A 19,677-nucleotide genomic window follows, 5' to 3' on the forward strand; every position below is an offset into this window, starting at 1 on the left:
CACCGGTACGACGGATGCTCCCCCGCGAGGGTATCCGCCGCAGACGGGTGACCGGCCGGGCACACAGCGAACTGTGGCGCGGCCGGTCGGACGTGCGGTATGGGGACGCGGGTCAGCGGGCCCCGGGGCAGGTGCTCGGGTTCGGCCCGAGGGCGTCGCTGACGGTCGGTGCGGGCAGGCCGCAGGCGATCGCCGCGCGCAGGTCGTCCGAGCGTTCCCGGATGCTGTCCAGCAGAACCAGCGACCGCTGGGTCCGTTCCCGGTCGACCCGGGTGCTCCCGTCGAGCAGACCGCGTACGGCCCGGCGCTGGCTCGACACGAAGGTGTTGAGAGTGTCCAGGCTGCCCGGCTCGGCCCGCTGCACAGCGGCCGAGGTCAGCAGGCGTACGCCCTGCCGACTGTCGGCGTCCATGTCGTCGAGGACCGCGCTGTAGCCGATCCGGTCACCGCGCAGCTTCGCGGCTTCGCCGACTCTGGTCCGGGCGAAGTCCAGGAAGAGCTGGCCCCTGCTGATGTCGGAGCTGGCCAGAGCGAGCTGTGCCCGTTCGGTGGAGCGCTTCATGCCGTACAGCGCGTCACCGGGCACCGCGTTCTCGCTGGCGGCGGAGATCCCGGAGACGGCGATGGCCCCGGCGGCGATGCCGACCAGGATCGCGCCCCGGGCTCGGGCCCGCCGTGCGGTGACCGCCGGCAGTAGCCGCCCGCGGGTGGTCGTGGCGGCCGGTTCGCTGACCGCCGCTGGTGCGCTGCCCAGCCCTTCCCGCTCGGCGGTTGCGAGCAGCATCGCCCGCAGGCCGGTACGGAAGTCCTGGTCCACCTCGACAGCCGGGGGGTCGACGCTGAGCCGCTGACCCACTGCGACGAGCGGCGCCAGTTGGCCGTCCACCCGGGATCGCACGTGGTGTCGTCGAGCGCCGTTGGCCTCGTCGAGAAGCTGCGCGAAACGCTCCGCGCGCCGGCGGGAGAAGAGGGTGTTGTCCACCGCAGGCACCTCCTCTCGCTGGTCACGGCCGGTCGGCCGCCGTCGTTGCCAGCGACCGGGCGGCAGTGTGACACCACGGAGGTGAGGTGCCGCCGGCATGCCGGTCGGACCTCGGTGACCCGGGCCTGCCGGGACATCCACCGGTCGCACCCGGAGAAACGCGGCGGACCGGGCACGGGTTACGGGCCTGGCGGGCCGGAAATTACAGAAAGTGATGGTCATCACCGGGCGGGACCGACTTTGAGCTGCGCGGACGTTGATCGACGCCCGTCGGTCCCGCCGTAACAAACTACGGCTGGAAGCCGTCGGGCAGCAGCCGGGCCAGGGCGCGGACGGCGCGGTACTGGAGGGCCTTGATGGCTCCCTCGTTCTTGCCCATCGCGCGGGCCGTCTCGGCGACCGAGAAGCCCTGGAGGAAGCGGAGCACGATGCACTCCTGCTGCTCCGGGTTGAGCTGCTTCACAGCGGTGAGGAGCGCGACGTTGGTGATGTGCTCCACCACCGCCGCCTCCGGGCTGCCCTCCGGGCCCCGGTCCTCCCGGTCGGCGTCGAGCACGTCGCCGGTGGTGACCTCCAGCCGGTACCGGCCCGACTTGAAGTGGTCCGCGACGAGGTTGCGGGCGATCGTCACCAGCCAGGCGCCGAGGTCGCGGCCCTGCCAGGTGAAGCTGCCGATCCGCTTGAGCGCGCGCAGGAAGGTGTCCGAGGTGAGATCCTCGGCGAGTTGCCGGTTGCCGACCCGGAAGTAGACGAACCGGAAGACGGTGTCCACGTAGCGGTCGTAGATCAGGCCGAACGCCTCGGACTCGCCGGCCTGGGCCCGCTCGATCAGCGTCCAGACCTCGGTTGCCGGGTCGGACGGGTCCGGGCGGCTCGGGAAACCGGTCGGGGTGGTCGCGGTGGTCGCGGTGGTGGCCGGCACCGCCGGGATCACCGCTGTCTCACCCGCCGCCGGGTCGGTGGTGACCGCCGGTGTGTCGCTTACCCGACGACCCTGCACAGGCATTGTGGGTCGGGACGGTACGGCGACCCGGCCGCCGGCCGGCTTCGCGTTTCCACCGGGCACCGCGGGTCGCGGGGGTGGCTCGTTGTGGTGTGGCCGGCTGCGGATCCGCTGCGCCGCGCCGTCACCCCGCACGACGCCGCCGTGCTGTTCGTCCGATGGGGCACGGGCCGCTGGCCGCTCGTTGACGTGGGAGCGGGCGGGTTGACCGGTCAGGCCGACCGGGCGTTCCGCGTAACCGAAGGTGGTCACCGCGTTGCCCCCGTCCCGTCGGTCGCCGGGCGGGCCGGTCTAGCTCTCGTCGGGGCGAACCGACCGGGTGACCGGTCGGGCAGGACGGTCACGGGAGTTGCCGACGGGCGGCAATTCCCCTGGAGGTGCTGGTCCAATGCGCTCACAGGCACGGGGGCCTCCTCGGGCTGAGGGGTGTCGACTCACGGCAAATGGGGTGAGCCGACCCGAGTGATGATAGGGCCAACGTCACCCGCGCGTGGCAAGTCCGTTACACAAGGCGGAAGTATTTCCCGCTCCGTCGCACCGGTGGCGGACCGGTTGTCCGTCGTGTGCGATTGACTTTCCGTCGACCGGGTGTTCCAGGATGGATCCCCAGGTCGGAGGTGCGGGCCCGTTCGGCTGACAGGCCGCGCCGGCCGGCCGGACGGGGGCGGCCGAACTGCCGGTGGCCACCGTCGTGCGTCCCATCGACAGGACCTGATCGGATCGCCGGTGGCACACCGGACAGTCCCGTACATGGGACTGTCGCGGTGTCGTCCGCCGGGCGTGGCCCCAACCATCGGGCGTGGCCCGTCGCCGTCCGCTGTGCCAGACTCGATCACCGTGCAGGTCGCCTCGGAAAGCCCCGCGCCGAACCTCGCCGACCGGGTCCGCCGGGCGGCTCTCGACCGCGCCGACCGGCCCGCGCTGCACTGGCGTGAGCGCACGGTGAGCTGGTCCGAACTGGCCGCCGCGGTGGACGCCGCCGCCCGCGGCCTGGCCGCCGCCGCGCCACCCACCGACCCCGGCGGTACGCCACCACGCGTCGCGATCGCGCTGCCCAACACCCCGGACTTCGTGATCGCCTGGCTCGGTGCCCTCCGCGCCGGCCTGGTCACCGTGCCGGTCAACCCCGGCCTCACCGCCCCGGAGCTACGGCACGTGCTGGCCGACTCCGGCGCGTCGGTGCTCATCGCCACCGACCACGTCCGAGCTCTGGTCGCCGCCGTGGCCGCCGAGCTGCCCGCGCTCGCCTCGGTGCACGGCACGCCACCGACCGCCGAGGCGCCCGGACCGGCACCCCGCCCCCGACGCGGCGGCGCCGACCTGGCTGTACTGCTCTATACCTCCGGCACCGAGGGGCGACCCAAGGGAGCGATGCTCTCGCACCAGGCGCTGCTCGCCAACCAGGACCAGGTCGCGGGGATCGAGCCGCCGGTGGTCGGGCCGACCGACACTGTTCTCCTGGCGTTGCCGCTGTTCCACGCGTACGGGCTCAACTCGGGGCTCGGCGCGGTCGTGCACCACGGCGCGACCGGGGTGCTGCTCGACGAGCCGGGCCCGACGGCGGGGCTGGACGAGATCGCGCGGCACCGGGTCAGCGTGCTGGTCGGCGTACCGTCGATGTTCCTGACCTGGGCCGGTGCGGCCACGGCCCGCGCGGCGACCGCGTCGGTGCGGGTGGCGGTCTGCGGCGCGGCACCGCTCGAACCCGCTGTCGCGGCGGGCTTCACTGAGGTCACCGGGCATCAGGTGCACATCGGGTACGGCCTCACCGAGACCGCGCCGGTGCTCACCTCCACCCTGGTCGGCGGCGTGGCCAAGCCGGGTTCGATCGGCCGGCAGCTGCCCGGGGTGCGGCTACGCCTGGTCGGCGCCGACGGGGTGGACCTGTGGCGCGACGGGCTGGCCGTCCCCGACGACGACCCGGACGAGCTGGACATCTCCGACGTGGCGCCGGGCACCGACCCGGGGCAGATCGTGGTGTCCGGTCCGAACCTCTTCACCGGCTACTGGCCCGACGGTCGGGGCGGCCCGGACGCCGAGGGTTGGTGGGGCACCGGTGACATCGCGTACGCCGACGAGGACGGGGACCTCTTCCTGGTCGACCGGCTCGGCGAGTTGATCCTGGTCAACGGGTTCAACGTCTATCCGCACGAGGTCGAGCTGGTGCTCGCCGGGCACCCCGGGGTGGTCGAGTCGGCGGTACTGGGTGTGCCGCACCCGCGGACCGGCGAGACTGTGCGGGCGTACGTGGTGCCGGTGCAGGGCCGACCGGTGACCAGCGAGGAGTTGCTCGCCCACTGCGCACGGAACCTGGCCCGGTTCAAGTGCCCGACCGCTGTCGAGTTCGTCGACGCCCTGCCGCACTCGGCGATCGGCAAGGTACGCAAGACCCAACTCCGGTCGGCGACGCCGACCGACCGCACGGAGGTAACCGATGGCCAGTGACGCCCGACTCGCCCTGATCACCCGACCCGGCTGCCACCTGTGCGACGACGCCAAGGCGGCGCTCGACCGGGTGGTCGCGGTCACCGGCGACAAGTGGGTCGAGTGGGACGTCACCGGCGACGAGGGGCTGGAGCGGGAGTACGGGGACCGGCTGCCGGTGGTGATGCTCGACGGCAAGGAGCACGGCTACTGGCGGGTCGAGGAGGACCGGCTGCTGCGGGACCTGACCACGCCGCAGCTCTGACGGGTGCCTATGGTGCTCTGATGACCTCTGCGCCCCCGCACCTCGTCTGGGACTGGAACGGCACCCTGCTCAACGACCTCAGCCTGGTGGTGTCCGCCACCAACGTCGTGTTCGCGAGCCTTGGCGGGCCGACGGTCACCCCGGACGAGCACCGGGTGCGGTTCCGCAGGCCGATCGCCGAGTACTACGCCGAGGTGCTCGGGCAGGCGGTGGACGACGACGAGTTCGGCCGACTGGACAAGATCTTCCACGACGCGTACCGCACCGGGCTGACCACCTGCGAGCTGGCCGCCGACGCGCGCGCCGCCATGGCCGCCTGGCCGGGCAGCCAGAGCCTGCTCTCCATGTGGTTCCACGAGGAGCTGGTCCCGACCGTGCACACGTACGGGTTGACCGGCCACTTCACCCGCGTCGACGGGCTGCGGGCCACTGTCGGCGGCGGCCACAAGGCCGAGTCGCTCCAGCAGCACCTGGCCGAACTGGGCGTGGACGGCACCTCGGTGGTGCTGATCGGCGACTCCATCGACGACGCGGACGCGGCGCTCGCGGTGGGTGGCCGTGCAGTGCTCTACACCGGCGGCTTCACCGACCCGGCCCGGCTGCGCGCCTCCGGTCACCCGGTGGCGGACACCCTCACCGACGCGGTGGTCCTGGCCCGGGAGGTCAGTTCCGCAGATAGGTGAGGACGGCCAGCACCCGCCGGTGCTGTTCGGTGTCCGGCGGCAGGGTGAGCTTGGTGAAGATGTTGCGCACGTGCTTCTCCACCGCGCCGTCGCTGACCACCAGGGCGCGCGCGATGGCGGTGTTCGAACGCCCCTCGGCCATCAGGGCGAGCACCTCGCGCTCGCGGGGGGTCAGCTCGCGCAGCGGGTCGTCCCGGCGACGCCGCGCGAAGAGCTGACCGACCACCTCCGGGTCGAGCACCGTGCCGCCGCCCGCCACCCGCCGCAGCGCGTCCAGGAACTCGTCGATCGCGGCCACCCGGTCCTTGAGCAGGTAGCCGATCCCGCCGCCGGCGCCGCCGGTGGTGGCGAGCAGATCATCGGCGTACGACACCTCGACGTACTGGGAGAGCACCAGGATCGGGGTACGCGGCACCAGCCGGCGGGCCTCCACCGCAGCCCGCAACCCCTCGTCGGTGTGCGACGGCGGCATCCGGACGTCGACGATCGACACGTCGGGCCGGTGCTCGACCACCGCCTCGACCAGGGCGTCACCGTCCCCGACGGCGGCCACCACCTGGTGCCCGCTCTCGGTCAGCAGCCGGACCAGCCCTTCCCGGAGCAGGACGGCGTCGTCGGCGATCACGATGCGCATGGCTGTGTTGTCTACCACGTCCGGCCCGTCGTACGGGCTCGGCGCGGTGCGGGACCGCTCACAGCGGCAGCTCGGCGCGGATCTCGGTGGGGCCGCCGGTCGGGCTGACCACCACCAGTTCGCCACCGGCGGCCCGGACCCGGTCGGCGATGCCGGCGAGCCCGTGCCCCTTGGCCAGGTGCGCGCCGCCCTGCCCGTCGTCGCCCACCCGCACCCGCAGGTGGGTGCCCTTGCGGGCCACGGCCACTGTGGCCTCGGTGGCCCGGCTGTGCTTGGCGACGTTTGTCAGCGCCTCGGACACCACGAAGTACGCGGTGTTCTCCACCGCCGGGTCGAGCCGTCCGGCCGGGGTGCCGAGCTGCGGGTCCACCTGGAGCTCGATCGGGATCAGCCCGCGGCCGGCGATCGCGGCCAGCGCGCTGGGCAGGCCCCGGTCGACCAGGATCGGCGGCGCGATGCCCCGGGACAGCGCCCGCAGCTCAGCCAGCGTGTCGCGGGTCTGGGTGACCGCCTCGTCGATGGTGCGGCCGGCCGCCTCCGGGTCCGAGGCGAGCTGCATCCGGGCCCGGCTGAGGTCCATTGCCAGCCGGACCAGGCGCTGCTGGGGGCCGTCGTGGATGTCACGTTCCAACCGGCGTAGCGCGGAGGCCTCGGCGGACACGGCGGCCCGCTTCTGCTCCTCCAGCACCGTGATCCGGTCGCGCATCTCAGCCACCCCGGTCAGCATCGCCTTGGCGAAGCTGGCCTGGAGCAGCGCGCAGCCCCGCACCACGATCGGCAGGGTGATCAGGAAGAACACCCCGAGCGCGGTGTACAGGCCGATCCGGGCGGTGGTCGAGTCGCCCAGGCCGAGCAGCTGCGCCAGGTCCTGATCACCTTCGCCATCGGCCCGGGGCAGGGCCCAGTCGTACGCCCAGTAGAGCGAGCCGGCGATCGCCGCGGCCCACCAGGACACCGTCACCACGAAGGTGCCCACCGCCGCGATCAGCCGCAGGATGCCGTGCGCCAGGTCGAGCCAGGACTGGGCGTCCCGCATCGGCACGAAGATCCGCCGCCAGGCGTTCGCGCCCGCCTCGGGCAGCCGGTAGTGCGGACGGATCCGGGGCTGGTGGAGCACCGCGGGCAGCCGCAGCCGCTCGACGTCGGCCAGCCCACGGGCGGTGTACAGGGTGCCGCTGAGGATCGGCAGGCCGATCACAGTGACCACCAGGCCGATGCCGACCGCGAGGCCGACGATGAGGACGACGAAGCTGGCCAGCGCCAGGGGCAGGCCGAGCAGCACGTACCCGGAGTCGACGAAGAGCTGGCGGGGGATGCTCGGTGCCAGCGTCGGTCGGTCGCTGGTGGCGGCAACGGCGGTCATGCTCAAAGGCTAGGCATCTGGGCTCGGCGTCCCCATCCCGAAACCCCGCCTCTCCTCCGTAGTGCTGTCCCTACCAACGCCGGCACCGCCTCTACCACTGCCGTGACGACCCCGGCGCGGGATTGGTCAGAGAAGTCGGGATTGAGCAATAATCGCCCTGGCGGTGAGCGGACCAGGCCGTTCAATCGATCTTGTGGAATGGAGGGGCTGGTGAGGTCGCGCCACGCAGCGACAAGATCGCGATTTGTGCACGTCTTCACAAGCGCCTACGCTGTGACTCCGACGCGCCCTGCTAGCACAGCCGGCAACCTCGGTCGCCAGCGGGAGTCCACAAACGGCCGACCAGCGGAGTTGGCCGAGGATCGCACCGCACGGAGTCTCATGAGTCAGCACCGTCACCCAGGCGCGCCCGGCCGCGCCGGTGCCGTACCGGCGCTCCCGGATCTGCCCGAGGCGACCGTCGCTCGGCTCCCGGAGTACCTGCGCGCGCTGCACAATCTCGCCGACGCCGGGCACGAGACGGTCTCCAGCGAGGGCCTCTCCGCCGCCGCCGGGGTCAACTCCGCCAAGCTCCGCAAGGACCTCTCCCACCTCGGCTCGTACGGCACCAGGGGCGTCGGCTACGACGTCGCGCTGCTGATCGAGCAGATCGAGTATGTGCTCGGGCTCACCCAACGCCGGGCGGTTGCCCTGGTCGGCGTGGGTAATCTCGGTCACGCTCTGGCCGGCTACGACGGCTTCGCCAGCCGGGGCTTCCGGATCGCCGCACTGCTCGACGCCGATCCCTCCCGGGTCGGTGAGGAGATCAACGGCCTGGTAGTCCGGCATGTTGACGACCTGCCGACGGTCGCCGCGGAGGAATCCCTCGCGATCGGCGTGATCGCCACCCCGGCCGGCGCCGCCCAGCAGGTCGCCGACCAACTGGTCGCCGTCGGCGTGACGAGCATCCTCAACTTCGCGCCGTGCGTACTCTCGGTTCCGGAGGGGGTCGACGTGCGCAAGGTCGACCTCGCCATCGAGCTGCAGATTTTGTCCTTCCACGAGCACCGCAAGGCGTCGCTGACCGCGCTGCCCGCCACCGGCGGGACCGCTCTCACCGCCCTGCCGGGCGGGTTCGCGGCCACCGACACCCAGGAGGCGATAGGCACGTGAAACTGCTCGTCGTCGGCGCGTCCTACCGGACCGCCCCGGTCGCCACGCTGGAGCAGCTGGCAGTGCCCCCCGCCGACCTGACCCGAACACTGGACCGCCTGGTCGCCCAGCCGTACGTTTCCGAGGCGGTGATCGTCTCCACCTGCAACCGGGTGGAGGTCTACGCCGCCGTGTCCGGTTTCCACGGTGGGCTCGGCGACGTCTGCGCCGTGCTGGCCGAGCAGGCCGGCAGCTCGCCGACCGCGCTCGCCAGCCACCTGTACGTGCACTACGACACCGCGGCCGTCGATCACGTCTTCCGGGTCGCCACCGGTCTGGACTCGATGGTGGTGGGCGAGGCGCAGATCCTCGGCCAGTTGCGTGACGCGTACCACTGGGCCACCGGCGCCGACTCGGCCGGTCGGCTGCTGCACGAGCTGATGCAGCAGGCGCTGCGGGTCGGCAAGCGCGCCCACGCCGAGACCGGCATCGACCGGGCCGGCCAGAGCGTCGTCACCGCCGCCCTGGAGTTGGCCGCCGGGCACCTCGACGGCGACCTCGTCGGCCACCCGGCCCTGGTGGTCGGCGCCGGTGCGATGGGTTCGCTCGGGGTGGCCACGCTGTCCCGGCTGGGCGCCGGGCCCCTCACCGTCAGCAACCGGGGCGCCGACCGGGCCGTCCGGCTCGCCGAGTCGTACGGGGCGACTGCCGCGCCGATGACCGAGCTGGCCGACACCCTCTCCACAGTGGACATCGTAGTGGCCGCCACCGCGTCCACCGAACCGGTCCTCACCCGGGCGGTGGTCACCGCAGCGCTGGCCGAGCGCGACCCGTCCCGGGGCCCGCTGGTCCTGCTCGACCTGGCCGTACCGCGCGACGTCGAGGAGGGCGTCGCCGAGCTGCCCGGCGTCGAGGTGATCGACATCGACCGGATGGCGGCGCTGCTCGCCGACGGTCCGGCGGCTGCCGACGCCGCGGCCGTCGAACGCATCGTGCTCGGCGAGGTGGAGGGCTTCCTCACCTGGCTGCGCGGCGCAGACGTGGCACCCACAGTGGCCGCGCTGCGCGGCCGGGCCGACGACGTGGTCACCGCCGAGCTGCGCCGACTGGCCCAGCGTCGCCCCGACCTCGGCGACGACCTGCGGGCCGAGGTGGCCCGCACTGTGCACCGGGTCGTGCAGCGGCTGCTGCACCAGCCCACCGTCAAGGTCCGCCAGTTGGCCGCGGAGCCCGGCGGCGACCAGTACGCGGCACTGCTGCGCGAGCTGTTCGACCTTGAGGTGCCGCAGACCTCGCCGGTGGACACCGTCCCGGACGTGCTGACCCCCGACCTCGGCATGGCGCTCCCCGGCACCGACCCGGTGTCCGGAGCCGACGCCGCCGAGCCCACCCCACCCACCGGAGGTGCGCGATGACCGCCCCCCTGCGCCTCGGCACCCGGGGCAGCGCCCTGGCGATGGCCCAGTCCGGCCAGGTCGCCGAGGCGGTGACCGCCGCCACCGGCCGCCCCGTCGAGCTGGTCGAGGTGGTCACCGCGGGCGACCGCTCCAACGCGCCGGTGCACCGGCTGGGCGTCGGGGTGTTCGTCTCCGCCCTGCGTGACGCGCTGACCGCCGGGACGATCGACTTCGCGGTGCACTCGTACAAGGATCTGCCCACGGCCGCCGCCGGTGGGCTGCACATCGCGGCGGTACCGGCCCGGCAGGACCCGCGCGACGCGTTGGTGGCCCGCGACGGCCGGACGCTCGCCGAGCTGCCGCCCGGGGCCACCGTGGGCACCGGAGCGCTGCGTCGGATCGCCCAGTTGCACGCCCTCGGCCTGCAACTGGAGGTCACCCCGATCCGCGGCAACGTCGACACCCGCCTGGGGCGGGTGCTCGGTCCCGAGGCCGACCTCGACGCCGTCGTCCTGGCCCGGGCCGGTCTGGCCCGACTCGGCCGGCTCGACGTGATCACCGAGTCGCTGGACCCGATGCTCATGCTGCCCGCTCCCGCTCAGGGCGCGTTGGCAGTGGAGTGCCGGGTCGACGACCAGGACCTGGTCGAGCTGCTCGCCGTGCTCGACCACGCACCGTCGCGTGCCGCGGTCACCGCGGAACGTGCGTTTCTGGCAACCCTGGAGGCCGGGTGCAGCGCACCCGTCGCCGCCTATGCCGAACTCGCCGAAGGCGAGACCGGCGATGAGATCTACCTGCGCGGGGCGGTGATCAGCCCGGACGGCACTCGTGACCTCCGGCTGTCCCGCACCGGAACGCCCGCCGACGCGGCGGAGATCGGTAAGGCACTCGCCGCCGAACTCCTCGACCTCGGCGCCGACTCGATCCTCGGCCACGAAGGACACACCGGCCCGGGGACCCAGCAATTTGGGAGCACAGAATGACCCGCACCCGTAAGCCCGTCGGCCGTATCGCGTTCGTCGGGGCTGGCCCCGGTGACCCGGGCCTGCTGACCCGTCGGGCCCACGACGCCCTGGTCGACGCCGACCAGGTGATCTACGACCGGGGAGTCCCGGAGTCGTTGCTCACCGTCGTTCGCGCCGAGGCCAGGGACGATGCCGAGTTCACCCCGGCCGAGGGCGCGCCGGGGGACGTGGCGAAGGTGCTGATCTCCGCGGCCCGCTCCGGGCTCAACGCGGTGCACCTCGTCGCCGGCGACCCGTTCGGGCACGACTCGGTGGTCAAGGAGGTGCAGGCGGTGGCCCGCACCGCCGCCCACTTCGAGGTGGTGCCGGGCGTCGGCCAGGCCGAGGGTGTGGCCACCTACGCCGGGGTCCCGCTGCCGGGTGTCCGTACGGCCGCCGACGTCGAGGACGTCAGCGCGCTGGACTTCGAGGCGTTGGCCACGGCTGTCGGCCGGGGTTCGCTCGCGCTCGCCGTGGACGCCGGTGACCTCGCCGCCGTCCGCGACGGGCTGCTCGCCGCCGGGGTCGACGGCACCACCGGCGTCGGGGTGACCGGCGACGGCACCGGCGAGACCCAGTACACGACCACGTCGACAGTGGACAGCTTCGTGGCCGCCGCGCTCGGCTTCACCGGCCGGGTGGTGCTCACCGTCGGTGTCGGCGTGGGGCAGCGCGACAAGCTGAGCTGGTGGGAGAACCGCCCGCTGTACGGCTGGAAGGTGCTCGTACCTCGCACCAAGGAGCAGGCCGGCGCGATGAGCGCCCGGCTGCGCGCGTACGGGGCGATCCCCTGCGAGGTGCCGACCATCGCGGTCGAGCCGCCGCGTACCCCGGCGCAGATGGAGCGGGCCGTCAAGGGCCTGGTCGACGGCCGGTACGCCTGGGTGATCTTCACGTCGGTGAACGCGGTCCGCGCGGTCTGGGAGAAGTTCGCCGAGCACGGCCTCGACGCCCGGCACTTCGGCGGCGTCAAGATCGCCTGCATCGGTGAGGCCACCGCGGACGCGGTCCGCGCGTTCGGCATCCAGCCGGAGCTGATCCCCGCCGGGGAGCAGTCCTCGGAGGGCCTGCTGGCCGAGTTCTCGCCGCACGACGAGATCCTCGACCCGGTGGGCCGGGTGCTGCTGCCGCGCGCCGACATCGCCACCGAGACGCTCGCCGCCGGGCTCACCGAGCGCGGCTGGGAGGTCGACGACGTGACCGCGTACCGGACGGTGCGGGCCGCTCCGCCGCCCGCCGAGATCCGCGACGCGATCAAGTCGGGCGGGTTCGACGCGGTGCTCTTCACCTCGTCCTCCACCGTGCGCAACCTGGTCGGCATCGCCGGGAAGCCGCACGCCCGGACGGTTGTTGCCGTCATTGGGCCCAAGACGGCGGAGACCGCGACGGAGTTCGGCCTGCGCGTCGACGTCCAGCCGCCGCACGCCTCGGTGCCCGACCTGGTGGAGGCGCTCGCCGCCTACGCCGTCGAGCTGCGGGAGAAGCTGGCCGCCATGCCGGCAAAGCAGCGCCGTGGCTCGAAGGTGCAGGGCCCGACCGCTCTGCGCTTCCGGTAGTCGTTCGAGGAGGGCCTGCCATGTCGTACCCCGAGATCCGGCCCCGCCGGCTGCGCCGCAACCCGGCGGTCCGCCGGCTGGTGTCCGAGACCCGGGTCGACCCGGCCGAGCTGGTCGTGCCGATGTTCGTCAAGGAGGGGCTGACCGAGCCCCGCGCCATCGGGTCGCTCCCGGGGGTGCTCCAGCACTCCCGGGACTCGCTGCGCAAGGCGGCGGCCGAGGCGGTCCAGGCCGGTGTCGGTGGGATCATGCTCTTCGGCGTGCCGGAGCAGCGGGACCCGACCGCCTCCGGCGGCATCGACCCGAACGGCATCCTCAACGTCGCCATCCGCGACGTGGTGGCCGAGGTGGGCGACGCCACTGTGGTGATGAGCGACCTGTGCCTCGACGAGTTCACCTCGCACGGGCACTGTGGGCTGCTCACCCCCGACGGTGAGGTCGACAACGACTCCACCCTGGCCGCGTACGCCGAGATGGCGGTGGCCCAGGCCGCCGCCGGGGTCGGCATGGTCGGGCCGTCCGGGATGATGGACGGCCAGGTCGGCGTGGTACGCCGGGCCCTCGACGCTGCCGGCTACCAGGACGTCTCCGTGCTGGCGTACGCAGTGAAGTACGCCTCCGCCTTCTACGGCCCGTTCCGGGAGGCGGTGGAGTCGGCGCTGGAGGGCGACCGGCGCACCTACCAGCAGGACCCGGCCAATCTGCGTGAGTCGCTGCGCGAGGTCGCGTTGGACGTCGCCGAGGGCGCCGATCTGGTGATGGTCAAGCCGGCGCTGCCCTACCTCGACGTGGTGTCGGCGGTGCGGGCCGCGGTCGACGTCCCGGTCGCCGCCTACCAGGTCTCCGGGGAGTACGCGATGGTCGAGGCGGCCGCCGCGAACGGCTGGATCGACCGCGAGCGGGTGATGCTGGAGACGCTCACCTCGATCAAGCGGGCCGGTGCGCAGGTCATCCTCACCTACTGGGCCGTCGAGGCCGCCAACCTGCTCCGTCAGCGCTACTGAGCGGCCCCACCCGCACGCGGGCCCGACGATTCGATCGCGCTGAAACAAGGAAATAGTGGCCTCGTCCTCAGGGGAGGCCACTATTTCCAGGATCGAGCGCGATCATCGCCGGGCCCTGACGATCAGGGCAGTTGCCCCGGGCGGTCGACGACCGCCATCTGGGTGATGGCAGTGCTCGTGTACGGCGACTCCTTGCCATCCCGCACGATAAGACGGCGGGTGCCGAGGTAGGCGTGGGTCTCCCGGTCGAAGATCAGGTCGATGTGTGCACCGAACACGCCCGGCGTCCGCAGTGCCACCCCCCGCCGGCCGGCCGCGTCCCGAATTTCGCCGGGCAACACTGTGGCCCCGGGCACCTGGGCCATGGCCTGGAACAGTGCACCGAGCGACTGCGGCGGCACGTACCCCTCAAGCATCCACATTCCGTCGCCGAAGATCGTCGCAGGGTCGTTGCGGATGGCCTCCAGGTCCGCACCGGCGGGCAGATCCACTGGGATCGGGTGATCCCGCAGGTACTGCGCCATCTGCTCCGGCTCGGTGGGCAGGCCCTGGAAGTAGCCGGGCGGCGGCGCCAGGTGCGAGACGTTGTCGGTCCGCCACTCGTCGGGGCGGCTCTCCAGCCTCCGCCGCTGCTGCCAGGTGGGGTCGTCGCCGACCGGCACCCAGCGCTGGAGCCGCTCCTGGGTGTACGGGCCGGCATCCGGCCGATCCCGCGAGGTGAGTCGCAGTTCGATGAAGAGGAACTGGCCGGGGCGGGCCACCAGGTCGGGCTGCTGCCGGGCCGTATCCGCGGCCTCGGTCAGGATCTCGGCCGCGCTCGCCGTCGGTGGCGCGTCGTCCACCGTCTGCACCACCAACCCGCCGATGGTCAGCAGGGCGGCCAGCCCACCGACCCCGGCCAGGCGCCAGCCCGGCGTCCGCCACCGTGGGCCTCGGCGGGCTGCACGAACGGGAGGCGCGGTCGGCGCCGGGTCGGAGGTCTGGTTCGTGACGTGGTCCCGCAACTCGCCGAGGAGTCGTTCCTCGAAGTTGCCCAGTGGGGTGTGGGTCATGGTGATCATCCCTCCGATCAGACGAGTGCGGATTCGGACTGTGCGAGCGCGAGGCGTACCGCGCGGCGTGCCCGGTGCACGCGGACCCGGGCTGCGACCGGGGAGATGCCGAGCGCGTCGGCGGCGTCCGCCACGGACAGGCCGTCGACGGCGACGAGTTCCAACAGGGTGCGGGTGCGCTCCGGTAGGCCGCGCAGCGCCTGGTAGGTGCGGCGGGCCAGCGCCTCGGCGTCGATGCGTTCCTCGATCCGGGCGATGTCGTCGGCATCGAGCAGCCGTCGTCCCGCTATGCGACCGCTGGCCCGCAGGAGTCGGGTCGCGCGCCGATGTTCGGCCGCGATGACGTTGCGAGCCACGCCGAAGAGCCAGCCCAACTCGCTGCCCCGCTCCGGCCGGTAACTGGCCGCACTGTCAATCACCGCGAGGAACACCTCGGCCGTGAGATCGGCGGCAGTGTGGGGGTCGTCAACACGACGGGCGACGAACCGGCTGATCGTCTCGACGTGCCGCCGGTAGAACCGCTCGAACGCCTCGGGGTCCGCGCCGATGGCCGCCAGGCCGTCCCCGCCTGGTCTCGGGATAGTCACAGGCCGTCCTCTCGTTGGCCGTCCTTACACCCCTTCATTGGCTCGGCGGCGGCACTGTGTTACGTCCCAGGGCAAGGTCATGCCGAAACGCGGATGTAGTGGCCTCCTGGTCCGCGGAGGCCACTACATCCTGGATCGAGCGCGATCACGCGCGGCTGAGCGGAAACCCTCAGTCGTCGTTGGTGATCGTTCCGGTCGCGAGTGGATCAGCCAGCCGCAGGCCGGGCACGCCGGCCACCAGCAGCGTCAACTTCTCGTCCGCCTCCCGCTTGCGGTCACCGCGCACCGACACCGGGAACGCCACCGACGTCTGCCCGGCGGCCAACACCTTGCAGCCGGCGTACGGGTCGAAGTCCGAGCCCGCCTGCGCCGTGAGGCCGACGGTGGCGGCGCAGAGCAGCACCGACTGGGACAGCGGCCGGGACACGGTGGCGGTGAAGGTGAGCTGCCGGGTGCCCTGGTTGCCCTCGGCCACCGCCGTGTCGGCCACTGTCAACGACGCTCGGGACCGGAACCGGGCCACCTGCGGGTCGTGGTCACTGGAACCGCGCGACCCGTCACCGGCGAACTCCGCCGGCCAGTCGGCGTTGATGTGCGCTGCCCGCACCTGCACCAGGTCGCCGTAGAACGCGTCGTTGACGAACAGGTGGTCGAGTGTCTGCGCCTGCCCCTCGAAGCTGTACGAGTAGGCCGAGGCCGGCACGTCCGCGACGAGGTTGTCCCACAGGTTGTGCAGGCCCGCCTCGTAGAGCGGGGCGAGCTGGTCCGACGGCGTGGGCTGCTCGCCGGTGGCGATGGGATCGTCCGGGCGGGGGAACACGTTCAGGTCCCCGCCGTAGACCACCCGGGCGGTCTGGTCGGCCGCCTCGATCGCGGTCACGATCGCCGCGCCGTAACGCGCCTGCTCCCGCCGCTGCCCGACCCGGCTGTCCGGGCCGGAGGAGTAGTGGTTGCTGAGCGCGTACAGGGTGAACCGCTCGGTCGAGCCGGGCGCCGCGGCCACGCTGAACTTGCCCAACTGCGGGGCACGGGTGAAGACGTTGCTCCCGTCCCGACCGGTCGAGGTGTCCACATCCGCCGGCAACACCGCGTTGAGGGCCTTCGGGTTCTGCACGTCGGCGTTGGCCGGCAACCCCGCAGCCCGGTACTGAACGGTCGGTGCCGACCCCAGCAGGGGGTCCGCCGCCGTCGCGGCCGCCAGCGACACCCGGTCCGTGCGGTACAGGAAGGCCGCTGTGATACCGCGGGCGTCCGCGCCGGTCCGGTCATAGGCGGCGGCGTACGTGGGCCCACCGGCCGCCGCGACCGTCAGCGCCAACTCCTGGATGCTGTCCGGAGCACCATCGGCGTTGTTGGTGTCGCCGCAGCTCAGCGCCGCACCGGAGACCGTGCAGATGTCCTGGTCCTCGGCCTCCTGCACCAGGATCAGGTCCGGTGCGTGCAGGTCGGTGACGATCTGGTCGGCGAGCGCGGCCAGTTGCTCGCGGTACTCCGCCTCGCTGCCCGGGACGTAGTCGAACGGCGGGTCGACGCCCACGCAGCCGGCGTTACCGGCGAAGTCGCAGCCGTCGAACGGGTCGTCGCGGTAGTCGTACAGGTTCTCCACGTTGTAGGTGGCCACGGCCACCTCCTGCGACCGGTCGGCCGGCTTGGGCGGGTTGTTCTTCGACGGGTCGGCCCCGGCGGCGAACTCCGCCCGCTCGACCTGGACGCCGTACTTCTCGAACGAGTAGTAGACCCCGCCCACCGCGTCCGCCCGCAGCGTGTCGAAAGTGTGCGCCGGCGGGAGCAGCGCGGCGCTGTCCCCGGCGGTGGCCTTCACGCCCATGCTGCCGAGCAGCGTCCGCTGGCCGTTGCCGTCGTCGAAGCGGCGGGTCGGGTCGTTGTCCAGTGGGTGCGAATCACGGAAGACCCGCCGGGAGTACGCGTCGGCGCGGTCCAGCAGCGGGTCGTCGCGGTCGACCACCCACAGCTCCGCGTCGGCAGTGGAGGAGAAGACGTCCCGGCCGCTCACCGCGCCGCTGCCCGCGCGTACCCGGATCCGGGAACCCTCGTGCCGCTCCCAGAAGCGCTGCGCGTCGGTCAGCACGGCCGGCGGCACCGCGTCGGCCACCGCGACCGCGCTGTCCACGACCAGCCCACCGCCGACCCGGCGGACCAGCGACGCGCCGGAGAGCTGGGTGAAGTTGTAGTACTCAGACACCCGGGCCCGCAGCACCACCTCGTCGCCGACCGTCGGCACGTAACCGCCGATCAGCGAGGTGAACGTGCCCATGAACACGAAGATGCCGTCGGAGCTGGTCGGGTCGCCGTCGGTGTCACCAACGCGGCTCTGCAGGAAGAAGCCGTGCTGCTCCGCCCCGGCCGAGGTGCGGGCCAGGGTCAACTGGGTGATCACGCCGCGTACGTCGTACAGCGTGCTGCTCGTGCCGTTGCCGCTCGCCGGTGCGAGCGGTGACCGGTCGCTCGGACCGGACTCGGTGTCGGTGGTCGGACCCTGCACCTCGCCGACGGTCAGCTCCCGGGTCACCTGCACGGCCAGCGCGCAGCTCGCGGTGCCACCGCCCGCGTCGGTCGCGGTGAGGGTGACTGTGTACGCCCCGGCGGCGAGGTCGGCGCTCACGCCGACCGTGGCGCGGGCGGTGCCGCCCACCCCGTCGGTGGGGGTGAACGCGGTACGGGTGATCGAGCCGGAGGTCGGGCTCGGGCTGATCGCGGTCACCGCCAGGTCGACGATCGTGTCGTCGGGGTCGGCGGCGGTCACCTCGCGGCTCGCGGCCGTGCCGGCGGCGGTGACCAGCGGCCCGCCACAGGTCAGCGTGGCCGGCACGTCGACCGGGCCACCGCCGTCCACGGTGTGCGCGCCCAGCCCGTCGAACGTGTCGACGGGGAAACCGGCCCACTGCGTGGCGGGGTCGAACGCGTCCGACGGGTCGGTGTCACCGGCGGCCACGTTCGGCAGTCGACGCACTGTGTTGTCAGCGGTGCTGGTGACGCCGGCGCCCCACTCGGTGCCCGGGTCGACGCCCACCTGGCCGATCGAGTCGAGCACTGTGGTGCCCCGGCGCAGCACGATCGCGTCGTCACCGTTGAAGAGGCTCGCCCCGGTGGTCTGGTCGGCCTGGGCGAGGATGGCGGCCCCGGCCGAGGCGCTGGCGAACACGAACGCGTCTCCGGCCGCCACGCTGCCGGTCAGGGCGATCGTGGTGGCCGTGGTGGAGCCGTTGAAGTAGAGCTGCAACTGGTAGCCACCGGCCGCCAGGTCGACGGCGGCGCCCGTGCCGTTGAACAGCTCGATCGCCTTGTTGTTCGACGAACCCTCGACGTACTCCGAAATGAACAGGTCGGTGGGCGCGGCGCTGGCCGCGGTGGGTGCGACGCCGAGCGCCGTGACGGTCACGGCGGCGGTGGCGGTCGCGAGCGCGGCGATTGAGCGGCGCGGGCGCATAGGGCCTCCACGATGGGTGGATGGGGGTCAACGCACGTTAAGGTGCGCGACTGTCCACCGTCCATCCCCTAATGGACAGTTTCGTGAATTTCTCAGCGCGGCGGATCGAGGCGGTGCACCAGCTCAGCGACGTCGACGCTGTATTCGCACCAGTCCCGGTCGGGGCGGTAGCCCAGCTCCGCGTTGACCTTCAACATCGCCTCGTTGGCCTGCGCGTTCCAGGTCTGCACCTCGATCAGCTCCGGCTCGGCGGAGCGCAACTCCAGCAGCATCCGGGCCTTGATCGCCCGATCGATGCCGTAACCCCGGTGATCCTGCGCGACGATCGTGTCGTACTGGTCGGCGCGGGTCGGGTGCTGCGCCGGCACCACCACCTCGGTCAGGCCGGCCACCTCGCCGCTCTGCTCGTGCCGGGCGAGCACGATGTACGGCTTCATGCCCCGCCGGTGCAGCGTGTCGAGGCTGTCCCGCAGCCGCTCCGGGTCGTAGGAGCTGGGGCGCAGCTCACCGTCGTCGACGTCGCGCACCTCGGCCTTGGCCCGCGCGTACGCCTCGATCAGGTCGTCCGGCGGCCCGCCCGGAAAGAACTGCAGCTGGTAGCCCGCGCTGATGCCGGTGGCCATCTCGGCAAGCTCGGCCCAGTCCACCGCGGTCAGGTCGAGCACGCTGCGCGTCTCCACGTACTCCCGGTTGAAGCCGAGCGACTCGTAGAACCCGACCGCCGGCGTGTCGCCGACGACCTCGACCCCGATCGACCGGAAGCCCTCCTGATAGACCCGGCGTGCGGCGCGCAGCACCAGGTCACGGCCGAGGCCGGTGCGCCGGGCGGACGGGTGCACCAGCACCTCGAGCACGCCGATGTCACCCAGAAGGAGTACGTGCACCTGGCCGATCACCTCGCCCGTGTCGCCCGGGGCGGTCGGCTCGGCCTGGGCGATCCAGGAAATCCGCCGCTCGCCGGGCATCACCTCGGCGAGGTACTCCCGCAGCGAAGCCTCCCGCCAGGGCGGATCCTGCGGCAGATCGGCCGCCAGAACCGCGTTCAGCGTGGCCAACAGCGACGCGATCTCGGCGGACGACGCGGTCCTGGGGTCCCACTCGCGCACCATCACCCGTCTAGCTTGCCGCTAACAGAGGCCCGGGG

16 protein-coding genes are annotated in these 19,677 nt (G+C 72.5%); 8 read left to right on the forward strand and 8 right to left on the reverse strand.

Annotation, left to right across the window (positions count from 1 at the left end; translation table 11 throughout):
• Positions 1-112: 112 nt before the first annotated feature.
• Both GUI43_RS14970 and GUI43_RS14975 read right to left on the reverse strand, forming a co-directional pair.
• A complete protein-coding gene (locus GUI43_RS14970; RefSeq protein WP_112699077.1) occupies positions 113-982 on the reverse strand; it encodes a DUF5667 domain-containing protein in 870 nt (289 codons plus the stop codon).
• 289 nt (positions 983-1,271) lie between these two features.
• The gene (locus GUI43_RS14975; protein WP_112584243.1) at positions 1,272-2,237 is read right to left on the reverse strand and encodes an ECF subfamily RNA polymerase sigma factor, BldN family; all 966 of its coding nucleotides are present in this window, start codon (positions 2,235-2,237) and stop codon (positions 1,272-1,274) included.
• A 498-nt stretch (positions 2,238-2,735) separates the two neighbouring features.
• Here GUI43_RS14975 and GUI43_RS14980 point away from each other — a divergent pair, with 498 nt between their 5' ends.
• The 3 genes from GUI43_RS14980 to GUI43_RS14990 are packed head-to-tail and all read left to right on the forward strand — an operon-like array spanning position 2,736 to position 5,357.
• Positions 2,736-4,430: an AMP-binding protein gene (locus GUI43_RS14980; RefSeq protein ID WP_112699078.1), complete on the forward strand. Its 1,695-nt coding sequence runs from the start codon at positions 2,736-2,738 to the stop codon at positions 4,428-4,430.
• Entirely contained in the window at positions 4,420-4,674 is a 255-nt protein-coding gene (locus GUI43_RS14985; protein ID WP_030490173.1) for a glutaredoxin family protein, read from the forward strand. The genes GUI43_RS14980 and GUI43_RS14985 overlap by 11 nt, the downstream gene beginning before the upstream one ends.
• Positions 4,675-4,694: 20 nt before the next feature.
• Positions 4,695-5,357 carry an HAD family hydrolase gene (locus tag GUI43_RS14990; RefSeq protein ID WP_112699079.1) on the forward strand — a complete coding sequence of 221 codons (663 nt, stop codon included), beginning with the start codon at positions 4,695-4,697 and terminating at the stop codon, positions 5,355-5,357.
• Here the strand turns inward: GUI43_RS14990 and GUI43_RS14995 are convergent.
• Positions 5,338-5,991, reverse strand: coding sequence for a response regulator transcription factor (locus tag GUI43_RS14995; protein ID WP_030329744.1), 654 nt, complete (start codon positions 5,989-5,991; stop codon positions 5,338-5,340). The two genes, GUI43_RS14990 and GUI43_RS14995, sit on opposite strands and share 20 nt — an antisense overlap.
• 58 nt (positions 5,992-6,049) lie before the next feature.
• Positions 6,050-7,354 carry a sensor histidine kinase gene (locus GUI43_RS15000; protein WP_112699080.1) on the reverse strand — a complete coding sequence of 435 codons (1,305 nt, stop codon included), beginning with the start codon at positions 7,352-7,354 and terminating at the stop codon, positions 6,050-6,052.
• A gap of 381 nt (positions 7,355-7,735) precedes the next feature.
• Between GUI43_RS15000 and GUI43_RS15005 the strand changes: the two genes are divergently transcribed.
• The 5 genes from GUI43_RS15005 to hemB are packed head-to-tail and all read left to right on the forward strand — an operon-like array spanning position 7,736 to position 13,446.
• Entirely contained in the window at positions 7,736-8,506 is a 771-nt protein-coding gene (locus tag GUI43_RS15005; protein ID WP_112699081.1) for a redox-sensing transcriptional repressor Rex, read from the forward strand.
• Positions 8,503-9,900 (forward strand): glutamyl-tRNA reductase, encoded by a 1,398-nt coding sequence (locus tag GUI43_RS15010; protein WP_112584247.1) that lies wholly within the window; start codon positions 8,503-8,505, stop codon positions 9,898-9,900. The genes GUI43_RS15005 and GUI43_RS15010 overlap by 4 nt, the downstream gene beginning before the upstream one ends.
• Positions 9,897-10,865, forward strand: a complete 969-nt coding sequence (hemC, locus tag GUI43_RS15015; protein WP_112605225.1) for a hydroxymethylbilane synthase — start codon at positions 9,897-9,899, stop codon at positions 10,863-10,865. Before GUI43_RS15010 ends, hemC begins: the two co-directional genes overlap by 4 nt.
• Positions 10,862-12,442: a bifunctional uroporphyrinogen-III C-methyltransferase/uroporphyrinogen-III synthase gene (locus GUI43_RS15020; RefSeq protein WP_112584249.1), complete on the forward strand. Its 1,581-nt coding sequence runs from the start codon at positions 10,862-10,864 to the stop codon at positions 12,440-12,442. The genes hemC and GUI43_RS15020 overlap by 4 nt, the downstream gene beginning before the upstream one ends.
• Positions 12,443-12,462: 20 nt before the next feature.
• Positions 12,463-13,446 carry a porphobilinogen synthase gene (gene hemB, locus GUI43_RS15025; protein WP_112699082.1) on the forward strand — a complete coding sequence of 328 codons (984 nt, stop codon included), beginning with the start codon at positions 12,463-12,465 and terminating at the stop codon, positions 13,444-13,446.
• Between the two features lie 122 nt (positions 13,447-13,568).
• Here the strand turns inward: hemB and GUI43_RS15030 are convergent, their stop codons facing one another.
• From GUI43_RS15030 to GUI43_RS15045, 4 genes are all read right to left on the reverse strand, one after another.
• A complete protein-coding gene (locus GUI43_RS15030) occupies positions 13,569-14,498 on the reverse strand; it encodes a CU044_5270 family protein (RefSeq protein ID WP_146758796.1) in 930 nt (309 codons plus the stop codon).
• Positions 14,499-14,515: 17 nt separating this feature from the next.
• Positions 14,516-15,085 (reverse strand): RNA polymerase sigma factor, encoded by a 570-nt coding sequence (locus tag GUI43_RS15035; RefSeq protein ID WP_112699083.1) that lies wholly within the window; start codon positions 15,083-15,085, stop codon positions 14,516-14,518.
• Positions 15,086-15,254: 169 nt separating this feature from the next.
• Positions 15,255-18,533 carry a lamin tail domain-containing protein gene (locus GUI43_RS15040; protein WP_112699084.1) on the reverse strand — a complete coding sequence of 1,093 codons (3,279 nt, stop codon included), beginning with the start codon at positions 18,531-18,533 and terminating at the stop codon, positions 15,255-15,257.
• Between the two features lie 92 nt (positions 18,534-18,625).
• Positions 18,626-19,642, reverse strand: coding sequence for a GNAT family N-acetyltransferase (locus GUI43_RS15045; RefSeq protein WP_112584254.1), 1,017 nt, complete (start codon positions 19,640-19,642; stop codon positions 18,626-18,628).
• Positions 19,643-19,677 lie beyond the last annotated feature (35 nt).

It is taken from the genome of Micromonospora noduli (genome assembly GCF_003264365.1).
Classification (GTDB): Bacteria; Actinomycetota; Actinomycetes; order Mycobacteriales; family Micromonosporaceae; genus Micromonospora; species Micromonospora noduli.